A 17,321-nucleotide genomic window follows, 5' to 3' on the forward strand; every position below is an offset into this window, starting at 1 on the left:
GCGCCGCCGGGGGTGAACCGGCGGCCTTATTTCAGTTCAACGTTCGATGCACATGGCGACGCCCATGCCGCCCCCGACGCACAGGGTTGCAAGTCCCTTCTTCGCATCGCGCTTCTGCATCTCATACAGCAGCGTGGTCAGCACCCGGGCGCCGGACGCGCCCACCGGATGGCCGATGGCGATTGCGCCGCCATTCACATTGACCTTGCCGGCGTCCCATCCCAGTTCCTGACCGACCGCCAGTGCCTGTGCGGCGAAGGCTTCATTGGCTTCGATCAGGTCGAGGTCGCCAAGTGACCAGCCCGCCTTGGCCAGAGCATTGCGGGTTGCCGGAGCGGGGCCGATGCCCATGATTGCGGGATCGACGCCGCAGGTCGCAAAGCTGGCGATGCGGCCCAGAATGGTGGCGCCGCGCTGAGCGGCATCGGCTGAGGTCATGAGAACCAGAGCGGCAGCGCCGTCATTGATGCCACTGGCATTGCCCGCAGTGACCGTGCCATCCTTCTTGAACGCGGGTCGCAAACTCTGCATCGCTTCGAGCGTCGCGCCAGCGCGGATATATTCGTCCGCATCGACGACAGTGTCGCCCTTTCGTCCCTTCACGGTGACGGGAACGATTTCATCCTTGAACCGGCCGGACGCGCGCGCGGCTTCGGCCTTGTTCTGGCTGGCGACGGCAAACTGGTCCTGCGTCTCGCGGCTGATCTGATATTTCTCCGCCAGATTTTCCGCCGTGACGCCCATGTGATAATTGTTGAACGCGTCCGTCAGGCCATCATGCGTCATCGTGTCGATCAGCGAGATCGGGCCCATCTTCGCGCCAGCCCGCAGATATTGGGCGTGCGGGGCGAGCGACATGCTTTCCTGTCCGCCTGCCACCATGATCCGAGCCTCGCCCGCCTTGATCGCTTGTGCAGCCAGCGCCACGGCACGCAAACCCGATCCACACAGCTGGTTAAGGCCGATCGCCGTCCGCTCCACCGGAATGCCTGCGTTCACCGCAGCTTGACGCGCAGGGTTCTGACCCTGAGCGGCCGTCAGGATTTGGCCGAGGATCACCTCATCCACCTCTTCGGGTGCCACGCCAGCCTGGCTCAGCGCCGCAACGATGGCGGTGCGTCCCAATTCATGTGCCGGCGTCGTGCCGAAGGCACCCATGAAGCTGCCCACGGCAGTACGCTTGGCGGCGGTGATGACGATGTCTGACACAATCCTGATCCTTGATGAAAAGGGCGGTTCCGCGCCGCAATATCATCAACCCCCGTGCGTTGAAAGCCAAAGGGACAAGGGCTCCCAAAGCAGCTGGCGGGCGCTGCTGCCGACGATCATGCCGACATGGCCAAGTTGGAGGGTGAAGCCGTCCGCAAGGTCGGGCGCTGCGGTGGCGGGGACGATCCGGTCAGTGGCCGACCAGACGGAGAATGTGGGGCGTCCAAGGCCCGCCAGATCGATTTTCCTCCCATCGATCTGCCATTCGCCACGTCCTGTAAGATTGCTTCCATAGAAGCTCTCGAACAATTCCTCTCCCGCTGCGAATGTCAGTGGCGGGCCGCCATTTGCCCAATCTTCGACCGCCAGAAATGCGCGCTCGGCCTCGGAGCCGGGCTCCATTCCAGCAAAAGCAGCATATTTGCGGATGGTGCGTGCTGGGTCCATCGCCCAAAAACCCGATTGCAGAACCTCCATCGGCACATAGCCGAGACGCTCGCTTGTCGCCTTGGCGCCCCGCCAAAGCGACGCGATAAGGTCGCGATCCGCGTCGGGGAAGCCGTCGAACTGCCAAGGCGCAGCGATGGTGGCGACTGCTGCGACATCGGCCAGGGCCGCAGCGCCAAGCGCCAGGCTGCCGCCAAGGCAGTATCCTACCAGGATCGGCGGGTGGGGGAGTGACTTCAGCATCGGGATCAGGCGCTCGGTAACATGCTCTGCCAGGCCCAGCTTTGCATCCTCTGTGCCGGGACTGCCCCAATCGATGAGGTAAGCGTCATGTCCTGCTGCAGCCATGTGGCGCAACATGGATCGTCCCTCCGACAGGTCCAGCACCTGCGGAGGGTTGATAAGCGATGGTATGAAGATCACCGGCGCCTTGCCACTATCTGCGCCGTAACGCAGCAATCTGGCACTTCCTGCCGCAGCAAAGACCGATGGCGCGGGGGGCGACGGAGGCCTTTGGGCTTCCTGATATTTGCGCAACCCCTGAAAGGCCGCACGCCGCAAATCAGCATTGCCTTCCGTTTCACGCCATAAAATGTCGAGAAACAAGGGCAATGGGCGTGGGCCATGTTGCGGTGCGGCAACCCCTTGTGCTAATGCGGAAAGTGCAGGTGTGGGAGAGGAATCCATGGCCAAAACCAAGACCGCCAATGAATCAGAGCCGGTCATCATCAAGAAATATGCGAACAGGCGTCTCTATAACACGGAAACGTCGAGTTACATCACATTGGATTTGCTGTCGCAAATGACTCGTGAGGGGCGCGAGTTCGTGGTCGTGGACGCAAAAACGGGTGAGGACATCACGCATAATGTCCTGACGCAGATCATCATGGAGGAAGAGCAGCGGGGCAAGAACATGCTGCCGGTCAACTTCCTGCGGCAGCTGATCGCCATGTATGGCGATTCCATGCAGTCGATGGTCCCGCAATATCTGGAAGCGTCGATGGACGCGTTCCGGAAGAACCAGATGCAGTTCCAGGAAGCGATGAAGGGCGCCTTTGGTGGCGGTCCGCTCGCGGAAATCGCCAAGCGCAACATGCAGATGTTCGAAGCGGCCGCCAACGCATTCGGCAAGGTTCCCGGCATGCCCAACATGCCAGGTATGCCGGGTATGCCCGGTGCTGTCGCTCCCGCGCCAGCCGCTTCCGAAAGCAGCAAGGACGATGAGATCGCGGATCTGAAGGCGCAGCTCTCCGCCCTCAATGCGAAGATCGACAAGCTGGGCTGAGCAGCGCGTTCGGGGTCGACGGGACGGCGCGCTTGCCTTATGGCGCGCCATCCTTTCAAGTCGAAGAACAAGGCCTGACCCGTGAAGCACGCCCTTTCCGTTACCCGTGAACAGGATTTCGCCGCCTGGTATCAGGCCGTCATCTCCGAAGCCGACATGGCCGAGGAAAGCGGCGTGCGCGGCAGCATGGTCATCCGGCCCTGGGGCTATGGCATCTGGGAACGCATCCAAAAGCTGCTCGACGAGCGGATCAAGGCGACCGGCCACGAAAACTGCTATTTCCCCCTCTTCATCCCGCTTTCCTATTTTGAAAAGGAAGCGGAGCATGTGGACGGCTTCGCCAAGGAAATGGCGGTCGTCACGCATCACCGCTTGATCCAGAAGGACGGCAAGCTGGTGCCCGATCCGGAGGCGAAGCTGGAGGAGCCGCTTGTGGTTCGTCCGACGTCCGAAACGGTGATCGGCGCAGCATTTTCGCGCTGGGTGCAAAGCTGGCGCGACTTGCCGGTGCTGATCAACCAGTGGGCCAATGTGGTCCGCTGGGAAATGCGCACCCGCATGTTCCTGCGCACCGCCGAGTTCCTCTGGCAGGAAGGGCATACGGCTCACACCACCGTCGATGAGGCGATGGAAGAGACGATGAAGATGCTGGAGGTCTATCGCAGCTTCGCGGAGGAATGCGTCGCGCTGCCGGTGGTGGCTGGCGAGAAGCCGGAGAATGAACGCTTTCCCGGCGCCGTTGCGACCTATTCGATCGAAGCGATGATGCAGGATGGCAAAGCGCTTCAGGCTGGCACGTCGCATTTCCTGGGCACCACCTTCTCCCAGGCGCAGAGCATCAAGTTCCAGAATGCGGAAGGGCAGCAGGAGCTGGCCCAGACGACCAGCTGGGGCATGTCGACCCGCATGATCGGCGGCCTCATCATGGTGCATGGCGACGATGACGGGTTGCGCGTACCGCCGCGTCTGGCGCCCTACCAAGTCGTTGTCGTGCCGATGCTGCGCGACAATGACGAGGATGCTGCGATCCTCGATTATTGCGGCGATCTGGTCGCAGCGTTGAACAAGCAAGATGTGTTCCGCGAACCCGTCCGCGCGCTTCTGGACAAGCGGCCTGCCAAGGCGGCGAACAAGCGCTGGAGCTGGGTCAAGAAAGGCGCGCCGATCGTGATCGAAGTGGGCGGCCGTGATGTTGCGGGCGGCAATGTATCAGTGCTGCGCCGCGACCGGCTGTATCGCGAGGATGGCAAGCTCGATAGCCAGATCGTTGCGAAGGGCGACTTCCTGGGCGCCGCGACCGGAATGCTGGAGGATATTCAGCAGGCGCTGTTCGCGGATGCTCAGGCGCGGCTGCACGGGAACATCGATAAGTCGATCACATCCCTGGATGCGCTCAAAGCCTATTTTGCCGCGAGCAAGAAGCAGGGGTGGGCGCTGGTGCAATGGGCCAAGCCCACGGGTCCGGCTCTCGACAAGGTGATCGAGTGGCTGAAGGGCGAGAAGCTCACGCTGCGCAACGTTCCGCTGGATGCGGACGCTGCCGATGGGGCTTGCATCTTTACCGGTGACAAGGCGGTGGAGCGAGTGCTCGTGGGGCGCAGCTACTAATCAATCTCCCCTCCCGCTAGCGGGAGGGGAGCAGTTACAGCACATATTTGCTGAGGTCGGTGTTCCGCGCGACGTCGTTCAGCTGCTCCCCTACATAGGCCGCGTCAATCACCAGCGTCTCGCCCTGGCGGTCCTCGGCGTCGAAGCTCACATCTTCCAGCAGCTTTTCCATCACGGTCTGCAAACGGCGGGCACCGATATTTTCGACCTCGCTGTTCACTTCCGCAGCGATCTTCGCCACTGCGCGGATGCCGTCCGCCGTGAGGTCGATCGTCACGCCCTCGGTCGCCAGCAGCGCGCGATATTGCGCAACAAGGCTGGCCTTCGTGTCCGACAGAATCGACACGAAATCATCTTCCGTCAGCGCCTTCAATTCGACGCGGATAGGCAGGCGACCCTGAAGCTCCGGCAGCAGGTCACTGGGTTTCGCCACATGAAACGCGCCCGATGCAATGAACAGGATGTGGTCCGTCTTCAGCGGCCCATATTTGGTCGATACCGTGGTGCCCTCAATCAACGGCAAGAGGTCGCGCTGCACGCCCTCGCGGCTCACTGACCCGCCGCGCACGTCGCTAACGGCGATCTTGTCGATCTCATCCAGGAAGACGATGCCATTCTGCTCAGCACTGACAATCGCCACGCGGGCGACATCGTCCTGATCCAGCCGCTTGTCCTGTTCTTCCTCGACCAGCTTGTCCCATGCATCGGCGACGCGCAGCTTGCGGCGCTTTTTTTGCGTCTGACCGAAAGCCTTGGACATCATATCGCTTAGGTTGATCATGCCGACCTGGCCGCCCATGCCGGGTATCTCCATCGGCATGGAAGGGCTGTCGGCGACTTCCACCTCGACCTCGACATCGTTCATCTGGTCGTTCTCGATCCGCTGGCGGAAGGAGAGGCGGGTCGCTTCGCTCGCTTCCTTGCCGGTGAGGGCGTCGAGCAGGCGGTTCATCGCGGCCTCCGACGCAGCTTCCCGCACGGCTTCGCGGCGGCGATCCTTTTCCAGGCGCACCGCTTCCTCAACCAGATCGCGAACGATCTGCTCCACGTCGCGGCCGACATAGCCCACTTCGGTGAACTTCGTCGCTTCGACCTTCACGAACGGCGCGTCTGCGAGCTTGGCGAGGCGGCGGCTGATCTCGGTCTTGCCGCAGCCGGTGGGGCCGATCATGAGGATATTCTTGGGCGTCACCTCGTCACGCAGGTCGGGCGACAGGCGCTGCCGGCGCCAGCGGTTGCGCAGGGCGACGGCCACAGCGCGCTTGGCGTCGGCCTGGCCGATGATGTGCGCATCGAGGGCGGAAACAATGGCCTTGGGTGTCAGATTGTCGTTCATCTTCTTCTCACTCCCCTCCCGTAAGCGGGAGGGGCCGGGGGTGGACGATTGCGAAAGCAATCGGCTTCAACTTTTCGGGATAGGAGGAACGCCCACCCCGCCCTCCCGCTTGCGGGAGGGGCTTCACATCATGTCACGCTCGCCAGTTCCTCGACCACCAGCTGGTCATTGGTGTAGACGCAGATGTCAGCCGCCACGGCCATCGCCTTGCGCGCGAGGGTCTCTGCATCTTCCTCATATTCAACAAGAGCGCGGGCTGCTGCGAGCGCGAAATTGCCGCCTGACCCGATGGCCGCCACGCCGCCGATCGGTTCCAGTACGTCGCCATTGCCGGTCAGGATCAGCGTGACTTCCTTGTCCGCGACGATCATCATCGCTTCCAGATTGCGCAGATATTTATCGGTCCGCCAATCCTTTGCCAGCTCAACTGCCGCGCGCATGAGCTGCCCATTATGGCGCTCCAATTTCGCTTCAAGCCGCTCAAACAAGGTAAAGGCGTCAGCCGTCGCCCCCGCAAATCCGCCGATGACAGAACCGTCGTGCAAGCGGCGGACCTTGCGCGCATTGGGCTTCATCACCGTTTGACCCATGGAAACCTGGCCGTCCCCAGCCACGATAACCTTTCCATTTTTTCGCACGGACATGATGGTGGTGCCATGCCAGACCGGCATGCTGCTTGAGCGTTGGTCGTTCATGGCGCGGCATATGGGATCGAATGGGCTACCGCGCAAGCATAGTAGCCGGAGGCGCTGGTCCGTGTCATTTTCTGGACGGATTTATGACAATCGGTTCAGGAACCAATCCCGTTCAATTGACTTTGTGCAGAGCCGCAAAGATCATGTCCGGACGGTGAATGGAAGGAAATTTCGCATGTCTCTAAAGGCCAGAGCGCGGGAGAAGGTCGAACGAGCGGGGATTTCCAACTATATGTTCGACCATGACATTCTGGTGATGTGCGGCGTGCGCTACACCATCGCAGCTTGCGATTGTGGCGAGCCGGATTGCGACGGTGTCAAGCTGGAAAGAAGCGCGGCCATGGTAGGCCGCGTCCTTCAATAATCGTCGGCAAGGGAAGGCCGCCTGGCCCTACATCGCCCTTTCACCGGCCCGGCCGACCGATTCAATGTCGCGGCCAACGCCCTTGACCGTGTTGCATGCTGCCAATGAGGTGAGAAGGAGCCCTGTGATCATGAGGGCAATGGTCTGACGCATCGATAGTCGCTCCCTTTATTGGTCCAGCTACTAAAATCTGATGCCGAAAAGGCAATATGCGCAATTTGCGCCTCTCTGCGATGGCTGCCTTGACAGGAGCGTTGGCCGATGCCAATGGCCGCATCCTCCTTATCAGGGGCGCGTAGCTCAGCGGTAGAGCACACCCTTCACACGGGTGGGGTCACAGGTTCAATCCCTGTCGCGCCCACCATGATCTACCTAGGTCATGGTGAGAAATATTATGTCCCTAGATTGATCTTTTCATCTGCTCCGCGTTAACTCGCGGCGGTATATTCGGCCGCCTTGGCCGAGGCGAAAGGATAAGGATGTCCTCTTTGGTGAAGGGCAGCGCAGCCGTTTTGGCACTGCTTGCAAGCGCTGCGGTTCCGGCGTCGGCAAAACAGCAACTGACGCTGGAGCGTGTCTTTGCAAATCCAGACCTTTCCGGCTCTCAGCCCCGAGCATTGAAGCTCTCCCCGGATGGCAAGCTAGTCACTCTGCTCAAGCCTCGCACGGACGAGAAGGAACGGCTGGACCTCTGGGCCATCGACAGCGCGACCGGGGCGGAGCGCATGCTGGTGGATTCAAGGAAGACCGGCAGCGGCGCGGAGCTTTCCGAAGCGGAAAAGATGCAGCGCGAGCGGGACCGCTCCATCGCTGGCAGCACGGGGATCGCGACCTATGACTGGGCTCCCAATGGCAAGAGCATCCTCGTCCCGGTGGATGGCGATCTTTACCTCGCGTCGCTCGATGGCCAGGTCACACGTCTCACCAACAGTCCGCCCAGTGAACTGAACGGCATCGTCAGTCCCAAGGGGGGCTTCGTTTCCTTCGTGCGGGACGGCAACCTGTTCGTCCAGCCGATCGGCGGGAAGGAACGGCAGGTGACGCAGGGCGCCAGCGAAACGGTCAGCTGGGGCGTGGCCGAGTTCGTGGCGCAGGAAGAAATGGATCGGCGTACCGGCTATTGGTGGTCGCCGGACGATCAGTTGATAGCAGTTGCGCGCGTGGATGAAGGTCCGGTCAGCATCGTCACCCGGACGGCGACCGGTGGCGAGGGCACGAAGGTCTATCAGCAACGCTATCCTGCTGCAGGGACACCCAATGCGCTGGTCGATCTCTATGTCATGCGGCCGGATGGCCGTGGGCAAGTGAAGGTCGACCTGGGCGACGACAGCGACATCTATCTCGCACGGGTCGATTGGTCGAAAGACGGCCGGACACTCTATGTCCAGCGGCAGAGCCGTGACCAGAAGCGGCTCGATCTGCTGGCGGTCGATCCAGCGACGGGCAAATCGAGGATCGTCCTCACCGAACGCGCGAAAAGTTCGATCAACCTGAGCAACAATTTCAGGCCGCTGAGCGATGGTAGCTTCCTGTGGTGGTCGGAGAAAAGCGGGCATGGTCATCTCTATCATGTCCGCGGCGGCAAGTGGGTAGCTCTCACCAGCGGTGCCTGGGAAGTGCGAGACGTGGTCGCGGTGGATGAGCGGCAAGGCGCCGTCTATTTCACCGGCAATCGCGAAACGCCTCTGGAGCAGCAGCTTTACGCCGCTTCCCTGTCAGGCAAGGGCGCGTTGCGGCAGTTGACCGGCGATGGCTGGTGGAACGATGCGGTGATGGACAGCGGCGCGACGCATCTTGTCATCTCCCGCAGCAACACGGACCAGCCCAAACAGGTCTATCTTGCCGACAGCAATGGCAAGCAGATCCGCTGGCTGTCCGAGAATGCCCTGACAGGGAATCATCCCTACGCCCCTTACCGCGCCAGTCATGCGAAGACGCGTTTTGGCACGATCAAGGCGGCGGACGGGTCAACCCTCCACACCCGGATCATGACGCCACCGCTGGAGCCGGGCAAGCGATACCCTGTATTCATGCTTCACTATGGTGGACCGGGAGCGGGGCGGGTCGTCACCAATCAATGGGGATCGCCCATCTACCAATATCTGGTGGACCGTGGCTGGATCGTCTTCGCGATCGATAACCGGGGGACGCCGGATCGCGGCAAGGCATTCGAGGATCAGCTGTACCACGCCATGGGGACTGTGGAGATCGACGACCAGCTGAAGGGCGTCGAATGGCTGAAAGCGCAGCCCTATGTCGATGCGAAGCGGATCGCCACCTATGGCTGGTCCTATGGCGGCTATTTGTCGGTCAAGCTTTTAGAAAAGGCGCCCGGGCTCTTCTCGGCTGCTATTGCGGGTGCGCCTGTTACCCGCTGGGAGCTTTACGACACCCATTATACCGAGCGCTATCTGGGCAAGCCGCAGGACCGGCCAAGCGCCTATCCGGCATCAGGAGCGGTCGAGGATGCCATCAAGATCAAGGACCCGATGTTGCTGATCCATGGCATGTCAGATGACAATGTCGTGTTCGACAACGCTACCGCCCTGATGGCCCGGATGCAGAGCGCCGCTATTCCCTTCGAGATGATGGTCTATCCCGGCCAGACGCATCGCGTCGGTGGCCCCGGCATCAGCGTCCACCTGTGGCGCACGATCGAGGATTTCCTCCGCCGCAATGGAGCCGCGCCCGAAGAACCGCAGCCGGACAAATAAAGGCTATCGGCGCCCAAAGCTCCTTCATGCTGGACAATTGGCGGGACAACGCTATGGCGCGCCCTTGCGCAATTTTGCATGGAGTGGAGTCTTTAGTCATGGGTTACAAGGTCGTCGTCGTTGGTGCCACGGGCAATGTGGGCCGCGAAATGCTGACCATTCTCGCCGAGCGCGAGTTCCCGATTGACGAGATCGCGGCGGTCGCATCGCCCCGGTCGCAGGGCACCGAAATCGATTTCGGTGACACCGGCAAGACGCTCAAATGCCAGAATATCCAGCATTTCGATTTCACCGGCTGGGACATCGCCCTGTTCGCCGCGGGCTCTGGCCCGACGGCTGAATATGCGCCCAAGGCGGCGGCGGCTGGCTGCGTGGTGATCGACAATAGCTCGCTCTATCGCATGGACCCGGACGTGCCGCTGATCGTGCCCGAAGTGAACCCGGACGCCATCGATGGCTATACTAAGAAGAACATCATCGCGAACCCGAACTGCTCGACCGCGCAGATGGTCGTTGCGCTCAAGCCCCTGCACGACGCCGCGAAGATCAAGCGCGTGGTCGTCGCGACCTACCAGTCCGTATCAGGCGCGGGCAAGGAAGGCATGGACGAGCTGTTCGAACAGTCGCGCAACATCTTCGTCGGCGATCCGGCCGAGCCCAAGAAGTTCACCAAGCAGATCGCCTTCAACGTGATCCCGCACATCGACGTTTTCCTGGAGGATGGCTCCACCAAGGAAGAGTGGAAGATGGTCGCGGAAACCAAGAAGATCCTCGATCCCAAGGTGAAAGTCACGGCGACCTGCGTGCGCGTGCCCGTGTTCGTCGGCCATTCCGAAGCGCTGAACATCGAGTTCGAAAACGAGATTTCGGCCAAGGAAGCGCAGGACATCCTGCGGGAAGCGCCGGGCGTGATGCTCGTCGACAAGCGCGAGGATGGCGGATACGTCACCCCGGTCGAGTGCGTGGGTGACTATGCGACCTTCGTCAGCCGCGTTCGCGAGGACTCGACCATCGACAATGGCCTCTCGCTCTGGTGCGTCAGCGACAATCTGCGCAAGGGTGCAGCGCTCAACGCGGTTCAGATCGCCGAACTGCTGGGCCGCCGTCACTTGAAGAAGGGCTGAGGCCAACTGATGACGTCCGGCGCTGCCGCTATTTGGAATAGCCTTCCGATAGCGCAGCGCCGGATGATCCTGCTGCTGGTCAGCGCCGTCGCCGCCGCCCAGATCAATCAGCCATTTCCCGAACTCGCACCATTACAGCATGGCCCGACCATGGCCCTTGCGCTCGCCGCGCCATGGCTCTTGCGTCGCTGGCCGATGACGGACGGGGCAGTCGCCTGCATTTTTCTGTTCCTGCTCCTGCACACATTGGGCGGGCGCTACATCTATTCTCATGTGCCTTATGACGATTGGGCGCTTGGCCTGACCGGCCATGATCTTTCGAGCACATTTGGGTGGCAGCGTAATGGCTATGACCGGCTTGTCCATTTCGCCTTCGGGCTGATGCTCACCCATCCATTGGCACAGATTGCAAGGCGACAGGGCGGCATGGCTGTTGGCTGGAGCCTCGCTTTCAGTTTCGTCACCATCGGCTTCATCAGTGCGCTTTACGAAAGCTTCGAATGGCTGCTGACGCTGGTGGCCGAGGGAGAAACGGCTGACTGGTATAACGGCCAGCAAGGCGACGTCTGGGATCCGCAGAAGGACATGGCCGCCGCTCAGGCAGGAGCATTCATCGCGCTGATGATATTGAGCCTGCGCCGGCATCGACAATGCGACATCAAGGCCATATCGAGCATCGCCACACAGCAAGAGAATGATGATGACCGACCTTGAACTGAAGAAAGTGGAAGTCGAAGGGCTCGGCGGTCTTCCTATCGCCGTGCATATTGCCGGGGAGGGGCGCGATCTTGTCCTCATCCACGGCTATTTCTCCAACGCCTGGACCAACTGGGTGCGTTACGGCCATACCGCGCGGCTTGTGGAGGCGGGTTTCCGATTGATCATGCCGGACCTGCGCGGGCATGGCGAAAGCGGCAAGCCACATGATCCTGCCGCCTATCCGCCAGATGCCCTCACGGAGGACAATCTGGCTGTCATCGACCAGCTTGGCCTCACTGATTATGATCTAGGCGGCTATTCGCTCGGCGCGCGGACCACGGTGCGGATGCTGGCGCGAGGCGCGACCCCGCGCCGGGTGATCCTTGCGGGCATGGGCCTGCGTGGACTGGTCAACACGCTCGACAAGGGCGGCTATTATCGCAATGTTCTCACCAATCTCGGCACGTTCGAGCGCGGCACGTCCGAATGGATGACCGAAGCCTTCCTGAAGACGACGAAGGGCGATCCGGTCGCGCTGCTGCAAATCCTGAACACCTTCGTGGACACGTCGGCCGAGACGATCGCGGCCTTTGCGCAGCCCACCGAAGTCATCTGCGGCGTCGATGATCAGGATAATGGCGTGGCACAGGAACTCGTCGATACGCTTCCTAACGCTCGTTACGTCGAGATACCGGGCAATCACATGGCTGCGGTCACGAAGAAGGAACTGGGACAGGCAATGGTGGAGTTCCTGACCTCCTGACCGACCGCAACCGTTTACCGGAATGGCGGCTCGTTGAACGCCCGCAACTTGCGGCTGTGCAGTTTGGGCCCTTCCTGCCGCAGCAGTTCGCACGTCATCAGGCCGATCCTTAAATGCCCGGCGATAGCTTCCTCATAGAAGCGGTTCGCCTGGCCCGGCAGCTTGAGTTCGCCGTGGATCGGCTTGTCCGACACGCAGAGCAATGTTCCGTAAGGAACTCTGAAGCGGTAGCCCTGAGCCGCGATGGTCGCGGACTCCATGTCGATCCCCACCGCGCGCGACAGGCTGAAGCGCAGCGCCGAACTGGAATAGCGCAGTTCCCAGTTCCGGTCGTCCGTCGTCACCACGGTTCCGGTCCGCAGCCTGCGCTTGAAATCCTCGCCGCCACTGCCGCCGAGCACGGCTTCTGCGGACTTGGCCAGGGCGACCTGAACCTCGGCGATCGCTGGCACCGGAATTTCCGGCGGCAGCATCTCGTCCAGCACCTTGTCGTCGCGCAGATAGGCATGGGCGAGGACATAGTCGCCGATCCGCTGACTGGGGCGCAGTCCGCCGCAATGGCCGATCATCAGCCAGGCTTCCGGCCGCAGCACTGCCAGATGGTCGCAGATCGTCTTCGCATTGGCCGGGCCGACGCCGATATTGACCAGCGTGATGCCGCTGCGATTGGGCGCGATCAGGTGATAGGCGGGCATCTGATGCTTGCGCCAGGCACTGTCCGCAATCATCCGCGCGGGATCGGCGGTCTCCCGCGTTACATAAACGCCGCCCGCGCCAGAGAGCGCAGTATAGGGCGTGCCGTCCCGCTGAAGCTCGGCGCAGGCCCATGCCACGAACTCATCGACATAACGGTGATAATTGGTGAACAGAATGTAGCGTTGGATATGCTCCGGCGGCGTTCCGGTATAATGTTTGAGCCGCGCTAGCGAGAAATCGGTGCGCAGCCCATCGAACAGCGCCAGCGGCCTTTGTCCCATTGCGTTCGGGGTAAACAGCCCATCGGCAATCTCATCCCCGATCTCCGCCAGTTCAGTGGCGGGGAAATGCCGCGCCAGTTCCGTCGGAGGCGTTCCGTCCAGGGCGCTGATGTCCAGCCCATCCAGCACATAGGGGAATGGGATCAGTTGATGGCTGAGAGCGGTCTCCACCTCGACCCCATAGTCGCGCACCAGCAGGTCGATCTGCTCGGCCAGATAATCGCCGAACATCTCCGGCCGGGTTACTGTCGTGACGTAGAGGCCGGGCTTGGACAGGCGGGCAAAGGACCGCCCGGGCGGCGGCGCATCGGTTTCGGCATGATGGGTGATGCGCAGTTCGGGATAGCAGAAACGCCGGTCGGTTCTTGCTTCGGGCGGAGGCACGCTGCCATCGCGGGCATAGGCCTGCATGGCGTCGCGCAGGTTGCCGATTGACGTCTGATAGATCCGGTCGAGTTGCGCGACCGCTGCGCTGCCGATGCTTTTGGTCATCGAACCTTGCTACCGCACTAATGTGACGGTGGAAAGGCGGGTTGCCGCGCGACCGGATCATCGTCGCGCGGCAGCCAAGGTCAAAGCTGCTCCAGCAGATGATCGGCCGAGGAAAGTTTGAACTCGCCGGGCGCCTCGACATTCAGTTCCGTCACCACGCCATCCTTGACGATCATGGAAAAGCGCTGGCCCCGCGTACCCATGCCGAACTTGTTGCCATCCATCGTCAGGCCCGCTGCCTTGACGAAGTCGCCATTGCCATCCGCCAGCATGGTCACCTTATCATCGGCTCCTGCTGACTTGCCCCACGCGCCCATGACGAACGCATCATTGACGGCGGTGCAGGCGATCTCGTCCACGCCTTTTTGCTTCAGCGCATCTGCCTTTTCCACAAAGCCGGGCAGATGCTTGGCCGAGCAGGTCGGCGTGAAGGCGCCCGGAACGGAGAAGAGCGCTACCGTCCGGCCTTTGAAAAATTCGTCGGAAGACACCTGCTCGGGCCCATTTTCCGTCATCTTGGCAAAGGTGGTGGCGGGGATGCGATCCCCTTTCGCGATGGTCATATCCTGTCTCCTGCCGTTGATGGAGCGGGAGGTCGGCGCTTGCAGGTCCTGTGTCAAGGCTCCCAACGTGCCGCATCGCCCCCGATGAGCGACAGCCTGCCATTGGAAAAGCTGGCGGGCAGCGTATATTCATCTCATGGATCAGCTTCGCTCCTATGCCGGCCAGTTCCTGCTCGCTCTGCCGGGTATGGAAGACATGCGCTTCGATCATTCGGTGATCGCCATTTGCGTCCATGATGAAAATGGCGCCCTAGGCATAGCGGTCGGCGATGAGATCGAGGGGGTGGGCCTCCACGAGCTTCTTGAAAGCTTCGACATCGACCCTGCCAATGTTCCCGACATGCCGGTGCTAAGAGGCGGGCCGGTCGAGCCGCGCCGGGGTTTTGTGCTGCATTCCCTGGACTGGAAGGGGCATGACATGGTCGAGGTAGGTGCCGACTGGGGACTCTCCGGATCGCTCGAGATTTTGAAGGCGATCGCCGAAGGGACCGGTCCCAGCCGTTATATCGTCGCGCTTGGCTATGCGGGATGGGGCGCCGGGCAGCTGGACCAGGAAATGACCGGCGAAAGCTGGTTTCCGGCAACCTGCAGCGCGGACATATTGTTTGACGTTCCGGCTGAAAAGAAATGGGCGGCCGCCTATGCCGCAGCCGGAGTCGATGCGTCTCATCTGGTAAGCGGCGCTGGTTCGGCCTGAGCACGCCTACAGATCCCAGGAATATTTTTCCGGTTCAGCTGCGCAACGATCGCGCGGAACAGGGCTTGTTTCCACATCGAAACTGAACAGTTCCAGGTAAATTCCCGGTAACTGCCTTCATTTACAATGCGGCAAGCGCGCAGGCGCACCTTCATCCTCGGGAATTTGCTCGGGGGTTCAAGTCATGAAGAAGTTTGTCGCGGCAGTGATTGCCGCAGCGATGCCGCTGGCGCCCGCCAGCGCCGCGCCTTGCTGGAAGAAGGTTGCGGTAGAGGCGGCGCAGATCCGGGATTTCGAAATGATGCTGATGGTGTCGGCGCTGCGTTGCCGCTCCACCGGCAGCAACTTCCTGGCTGACTATAATCGCTTCATCAGGGAAAAGCGTGATGCGCTGACGCAGGTCAATGATGAGCTGCGCGAACATTTCCGTTCCGTCGCTGGCCCGATCGGCGCGCTTGGGGCTTACGACAATTATGTGACCAGTCTTGCCAATGTCTATGGCGCTGGAGCGGAAGGGCTCGCCTGCCGCGATCTTCAGTCGATCACCGATGCGGCCAATGCGCTCCCCGCCACTCGCGCGGCGCTGCTTGAGCTGTCGGATGCTGCCGGTACTACGCCGCATCTTTCGGGCGCGCGCTGCGATGTCGTCATGGCGATCGCGGGCCAGGAAGCGGAGCAATCCGCCGACGACGTCGAGACGAGGGTCGCGGTTGCCTCTCGCAGCGGCGAAGAGTGACATAAAGAAAACTTTATATTGAGTTGCCATCAACGGCGGCGATTGGTAAAGCGCAGGCCATCGCCGTCTCGTCATGCGAGCGGCTCCGGCACATTCTAAACCGATGGAGACACGCTCGTGGCCACAGCACCCGCCACCCAGGCGCAGGACTATGTGATCGCCGACATCAACCTTGCCGCGTTCGGCCGCAAGGAAATCGAGATCGCCGAAACCGAAATGCCCGGCCTCATGGCGCTGCGCGACGAGTTCGGCGCGGCCAAGCCGCTGAAGGGCGCGCGCATCACCGGGTCGCTGCACATGACGATCCAGACCGCCGTGCTGATCGAGACGCTGGCTGACCTCGGCGCCGAAATCCGCTGGGCCTCGTGCAACATCTTCTCGACGCAGGACCATGCCGCCGCCGCCATCGCCGCGCGCGGCATTCCCGTCTTCGCCGTCAAGGGCGAGACGCTGGAAGAATATTGGGACTATGTCATCCGCATCTTCGATTGGGGTGACACGACCTGCAACATGATCCTGGACGATGGCGGCGACGCCACCATGTTCGCGCTGTGGGGCGCGCGTGTCGAAGCTGGCGAAGAACTGTTCACGCCCGGCAATGAGGAAGAGGAAATCTTCGTCGCGACGCTGAAGCGCTTCCTGGCCGAGCGTCCGGGCTACCTGACCAAGACCGTCGCTGCGATCAAGGGCGTTTCGGAAGAGACCACCACCGGCGTTCACCGCCTTTATGAACTGGCGAAGAAGGGCAAGCTGCCCTTCCCGGCGATCAACGTCAACGACAGCGTCACCAAGTCGAAGTTCGACAATCTTTATGGCTGCAAGGAATCGCTGGTCGACGCTATCCGCCGCGCCACCGACGTCATGCTCGCGGGCAAGGTCGCGTGCGTCGCGGGCTTCGGCGATGTCGGCAAGGGTTCCGCCGCATCGCTGCGCAATGGCGGCGCCCGCGTGCTGGTGACTGAAGTCGATCCGATCTGCGCGCTGCAGGCCGCGATGGAAGGCTATGAAGTGGTGACGATGGAAGAGGCCGCTCCGCGCGCCGACATCTTCGTGACCGCAACGGGCAACGAAGCCGTCATCACCGTCGATCACATGCGCGCGATGAAGAATATGGCGATCGTGTCCAACATCGGCCATTTCGACAGCGAGATCGAAATTGCTGGCCTCAGCAACATGAAGTGGACCGAGATCAAGCCGCAGGTCGATGAGGTCGAGTTCCCCGATGGCAAGAAGATCATCGTCCTTGCCAAGGGCCGCCTGGTGAACCTGGGCTGCGCGACGGGTCATCCCAGCTTCGTCATGTCCTCGTCCTTCACCAATCAGGTGCTGGCGCAAATCGAACTGTGGACCAAGTCGGACCAGTATAAGAATGAAGTCTATGTGCTGCCCAAGCATCTGGACGAGAAGGTCGCGGCTCTGCACCTAGAGAAGCTGGGCGTAAAGCTGTCCAAGCTGACGCCCAAGCAGGCGGCCTATATCGGCGTTACGCCGGAAGGCCCGTTCAAGCCGGATCACTACCGCTACTAAGAAATCGAAAAGGGGGAGGCGAAAGTCTCCCCCCTTTTTGAATATTTAGCACATCGTCATCCCAGCGGAAGCTGGGACCTAATGG

At 61.3% G+C, this 17,321-nt stretch carries 17 protein-coding genes and 1 tRNA gene; 11 read left to right on the forward strand and 7 right to left on the reverse strand.

Going from position 1 to position 17,321, the window contains the following annotated elements; all coding sequences use genetic code 11:
* Window positions 1–36 precede the first annotated feature (36 nt).
* Together NCHOL11_RS06145 and NCHOL11_RS06150 are read right to left on the reverse strand one after the other, a co-directional pair.
* Window positions 37–1,209 carry an acetyl-CoA C-acetyltransferase gene (locus NCHOL11_RS06145; protein ID WP_097091524.1) on the reverse strand — a complete coding sequence of 391 codons (1,173 nt, stop codon included), beginning with the start codon at window positions 1,207–1,209 and terminating at the stop codon, window positions 37–39.
* Between the two features lie 45 nt (window positions 1,210–1,254).
* On the reverse strand, window positions 1,255–2,343 hold the full coding sequence (locus tag NCHOL11_RS06150; RefSeq protein WP_097091525.1) for an alpha/beta fold hydrolase: 1,089 nt from the start codon (window positions 2,341–2,343) through the stop codon (window positions 1,255–1,257).
* Here NCHOL11_RS06150 and phaR point away from each other — a divergent pair.
* Window positions 2,342–2,941 carry a polyhydroxyalkanoate synthesis repressor PhaR gene (gene phaR / locus NCHOL11_RS06155; RefSeq protein ID WP_097091526.1) on the forward strand — a complete coding sequence of 200 codons (600 nt, stop codon included), beginning with the start codon at window positions 2,342–2,344 and terminating at the stop codon, window positions 2,939–2,941. The two genes, NCHOL11_RS06150 and phaR, sit on opposite strands and share 2 nt — an antisense overlap.
* Before the next feature lie 81 nt (window positions 2,942–3,022).
* Window positions 3,023–4,549, forward strand: a complete 1,527-nt coding sequence (proS, locus tag NCHOL11_RS06160) for a proline--tRNA ligase (protein ID WP_097091527.1) — start codon at window positions 3,023–3,025, stop codon at window positions 4,547–4,549.
* A 34-nt stretch (window positions 4,550–4,583) separates the two neighbouring features.
* On the opposite strand, the gene hslU is transcribed toward proS, so the two are convergent.
* Together hslU and hslV are read right to left on the reverse strand one after the other, a co-directional pair.
* Entirely contained in the window at window positions 4,584–5,885 is a 1,302-nt protein-coding gene (gene hslU, locus NCHOL11_RS06165; RefSeq protein WP_097091528.1) for an ATP-dependent protease ATPase subunit HslU, read from the reverse strand.
* Window positions 5,886–6,013: 128 nt separating this feature from the next.
* Window positions 6,014–6,580, reverse strand: coding sequence for an ATP-dependent protease subunit HslV (gene hslV, locus NCHOL11_RS06170; protein ID WP_097091529.1), 567 nt, complete (start codon window positions 6,578–6,580; stop codon window positions 6,014–6,016).
* Between the two features lie 175 nt (window positions 6,581–6,755).
* Here hslV and NCHOL11_RS06175 point away from each other — a divergent pair, with 175 nt between their 5' ends.
* On the forward strand, window positions 6,756–6,944 hold the full coding sequence (locus NCHOL11_RS06175) for a hypothetical protein (RefSeq protein ID WP_097091530.1): 189 nt from the start codon (window positions 6,756–6,758) through the stop codon (window positions 6,942–6,944).
* Window positions 6,945–6,971: 27 nt separating this feature from the next.
* On the opposite strand, the gene NCHOL11_RS06180 is transcribed toward NCHOL11_RS06175, so the two are convergent.
* The gene (locus tag NCHOL11_RS06180) at window positions 6,972–7,097 is read right to left on the reverse strand and encodes an entericidin A/B family lipoprotein (RefSeq protein ID WP_097091531.1); all 126 of its coding nucleotides are present in this window, start codon (window positions 7,095–7,097) and stop codon (window positions 6,972–6,974) included.
* A gap of 136 nt (window positions 7,098–7,233) precedes the next feature.
* Here NCHOL11_RS06180 and NCHOL11_RS06185 point away from each other — a divergent pair.
* The 5 genes from NCHOL11_RS06185 to NCHOL11_RS06205 all read left to right on the forward strand — a co-directional run bounded on the left by NCHOL11_RS06185 (window position 7,234) and on the right by NCHOL11_RS06205 (window position 12,244).
* A tRNA-Val gene (locus NCHOL11_RS06185) sits at window positions 7,234–7,308 on the forward strand.
* 115 nt (window positions 7,309–7,423) lie between these two features.
* The gene (locus NCHOL11_RS06190) at window positions 7,424–9,658 is read left to right on the forward strand and encodes a S9 family peptidase (RefSeq protein WP_097091532.1); all 2,235 of its coding nucleotides are present in this window, start codon (window positions 7,424–7,426) and stop codon (window positions 9,656–9,658) included.
* Between the two features lie 98 nt (window positions 9,659–9,756).
* A complete protein-coding gene (locus tag NCHOL11_RS06195) occupies window positions 9,757–10,782 on the forward strand; it encodes an aspartate-semialdehyde dehydrogenase (RefSeq protein WP_097091533.1) in 1,026 nt (341 codons plus the stop codon).
* A 9-nt stretch (window positions 10,783–10,791) separates the two neighbouring features.
* Complete coding sequence (locus NCHOL11_RS06200) at window positions 10,792–11,496, forward strand: DUF2238 domain-containing protein (protein WP_097091534.1); 705 nt, start codon at window positions 10,792–10,794, stop codon at window positions 11,494–11,496.
* Window positions 11,483–12,244: an alpha/beta fold hydrolase gene (locus NCHOL11_RS06205; RefSeq protein ID WP_097092770.1), complete on the forward strand. Its 762-nt coding sequence runs from the start codon at window positions 11,483–11,485 to the stop codon at window positions 12,242–12,244. The genes NCHOL11_RS06200 and NCHOL11_RS06205 overlap by 14 nt, the downstream gene beginning before the upstream one ends.
* 14 nt (window positions 12,245–12,258) lie before the next feature.
* Here NCHOL11_RS06205 and NCHOL11_RS06210 read toward each other — a convergent pair whose 3' ends face one another.
* Window positions 12,259–13,713 carry an AMP nucleosidase gene (locus NCHOL11_RS06210; RefSeq protein ID WP_097091535.1) on the reverse strand — a complete coding sequence of 485 codons (1,455 nt, stop codon included), beginning with the start codon at window positions 13,711–13,713 and terminating at the stop codon, window positions 12,259–12,261.
* 80 nt (window positions 13,714–13,793) lie between these two features.
* Complete coding sequence (locus NCHOL11_RS06215) at window positions 13,794–14,276, reverse strand: peroxiredoxin (protein WP_097091536.1); 483 nt, start codon at window positions 14,274–14,276, stop codon at window positions 13,794–13,796.
* A 136-nt stretch (window positions 14,277–14,412) separates the two neighbouring features.
* Here NCHOL11_RS06215 and NCHOL11_RS06220 point away from each other — a divergent pair, with 136 nt between their 5' ends.
* The 3 genes from NCHOL11_RS06220 (at window position 14,413) to ahcY (ending at window position 17,236) form a co-directional block, all read left to right on the forward strand.
* A complete protein-coding gene (locus NCHOL11_RS06220; protein ID WP_097091537.1) occupies window positions 14,413–14,973 on the forward strand; it encodes a YqgE/AlgH family protein in 561 nt (186 codons plus the stop codon).
* 184 nt (window positions 14,974–15,157) lie between these two features.
* The gene (locus NCHOL11_RS06225; protein WP_097091538.1) at window positions 15,158–15,709 is read left to right on the forward strand and encodes a hypothetical protein; all 552 of its coding nucleotides are present in this window, start codon (window positions 15,158–15,160) and stop codon (window positions 15,707–15,709) included.
* A 117-nt stretch (window positions 15,710–15,826) separates the two neighbouring features.
* Window positions 15,827–17,236, forward strand: a complete 1,410-nt coding sequence (ahcY, locus tag NCHOL11_RS06230; protein ID WP_097091539.1) for an adenosylhomocysteinase — start codon at window positions 15,827–15,829, stop codon at window positions 17,234–17,236.
* Window positions 17,237–17,321: the final 85 nt, after the last annotated feature.

The organism is Novosphingobium sp. Chol11 (genome assembly GCF_900218065.1).
Classification (GTDB): Bacteria; Pseudomonadota; Alphaproteobacteria; order Sphingomonadales; family Sphingomonadaceae; genus Sphingobium; species Sphingobium agri.

Coding starts and splice junctions, on each gene's coding strand:
- phaR (WP_097091526.1), top strand. CDS start 2,342: ATGGCCAAAACCAAGACCGCCAATGAATCAGAGCCGGTCATCATCAAG.
- NCHOL11_RS06150 (WP_097091525.1), bottom strand. CDS start 2,343: ATGGATTCCTCTCCCACACCTGCACTTTCCGCATTAGCACAAGGGGTT.
- hslU (WP_097091528.1), bottom strand. CDS start 5,885: ATGAACGACAATCTGACACCCAAGGCCATTGTTTCCGCCCTCGATGCG.
- hslV (WP_097091529.1), bottom strand. CDS start 6,580: ATGAACGACCAACGCTCAAGCAGCATGCCGGTCTGGCATGGCACCACC.
- NCHOL11_RS06175 (WP_097091530.1), top strand. CDS start 6,756: ATGTCTCTAAAGGCCAGAGCGCGGGAGAAGGTCGAACGAGCGGGGATT.
- NCHOL11_RS06180 (WP_097091531.1), bottom strand. CDS start 7,097: ATGCGTCAGACCATTGCCCTCATGATCACAGGGCTCCTTCTCACCTCA.
- NCHOL11_RS06190 (WP_097091532.1), top strand. CDS start 7,424: ATGTCCTCTTTGGTGAAGGGCAGCGCAGCCGTTTTGGCACTGCTTGCA.
- NCHOL11_RS06195 (WP_097091533.1), top strand. CDS start 9,757: ATGGGTTACAAGGTCGTCGTCGTTGGTGCCACGGGCAATGTGGGCCGC.
- NCHOL11_RS06200 (WP_097091534.1), top strand. CDS start 10,792: ATGACGTCCGGCGCTGCCGCTATTTGGAATAGCCTTCCGATAGCGCAG.
- NCHOL11_RS06205 (WP_097092770.1), top strand. CDS start 11,483: ATGACCGACCTTGAACTGAAGAAAGTGGAAGTCGAAGGGCTCGGCGGT.
- NCHOL11_RS06210 (WP_097091535.1), bottom strand. CDS start 13,713: ATGACCAAAAGCATCGGCAGCGCAGCGGTCGCGCAACTCGACCGGATC.
- NCHOL11_RS06215 (WP_097091536.1), bottom strand. CDS start 14,276: ATGACCATCGCGAAAGGGGATCGCATCCCCGCCACCACCTTTGCCAAG.
- NCHOL11_RS06220 (WP_097091537.1), top strand. CDS start 14,413: ATGGATCAGCTTCGCTCCTATGCCGGCCAGTTCCTGCTCGCTCTGCCG.
- NCHOL11_RS06225 (WP_097091538.1), top strand. CDS start 15,158: ATGAAGAAGTTTGTCGCGGCAGTGATTGCCGCAGCGATGCCGCTGGCG.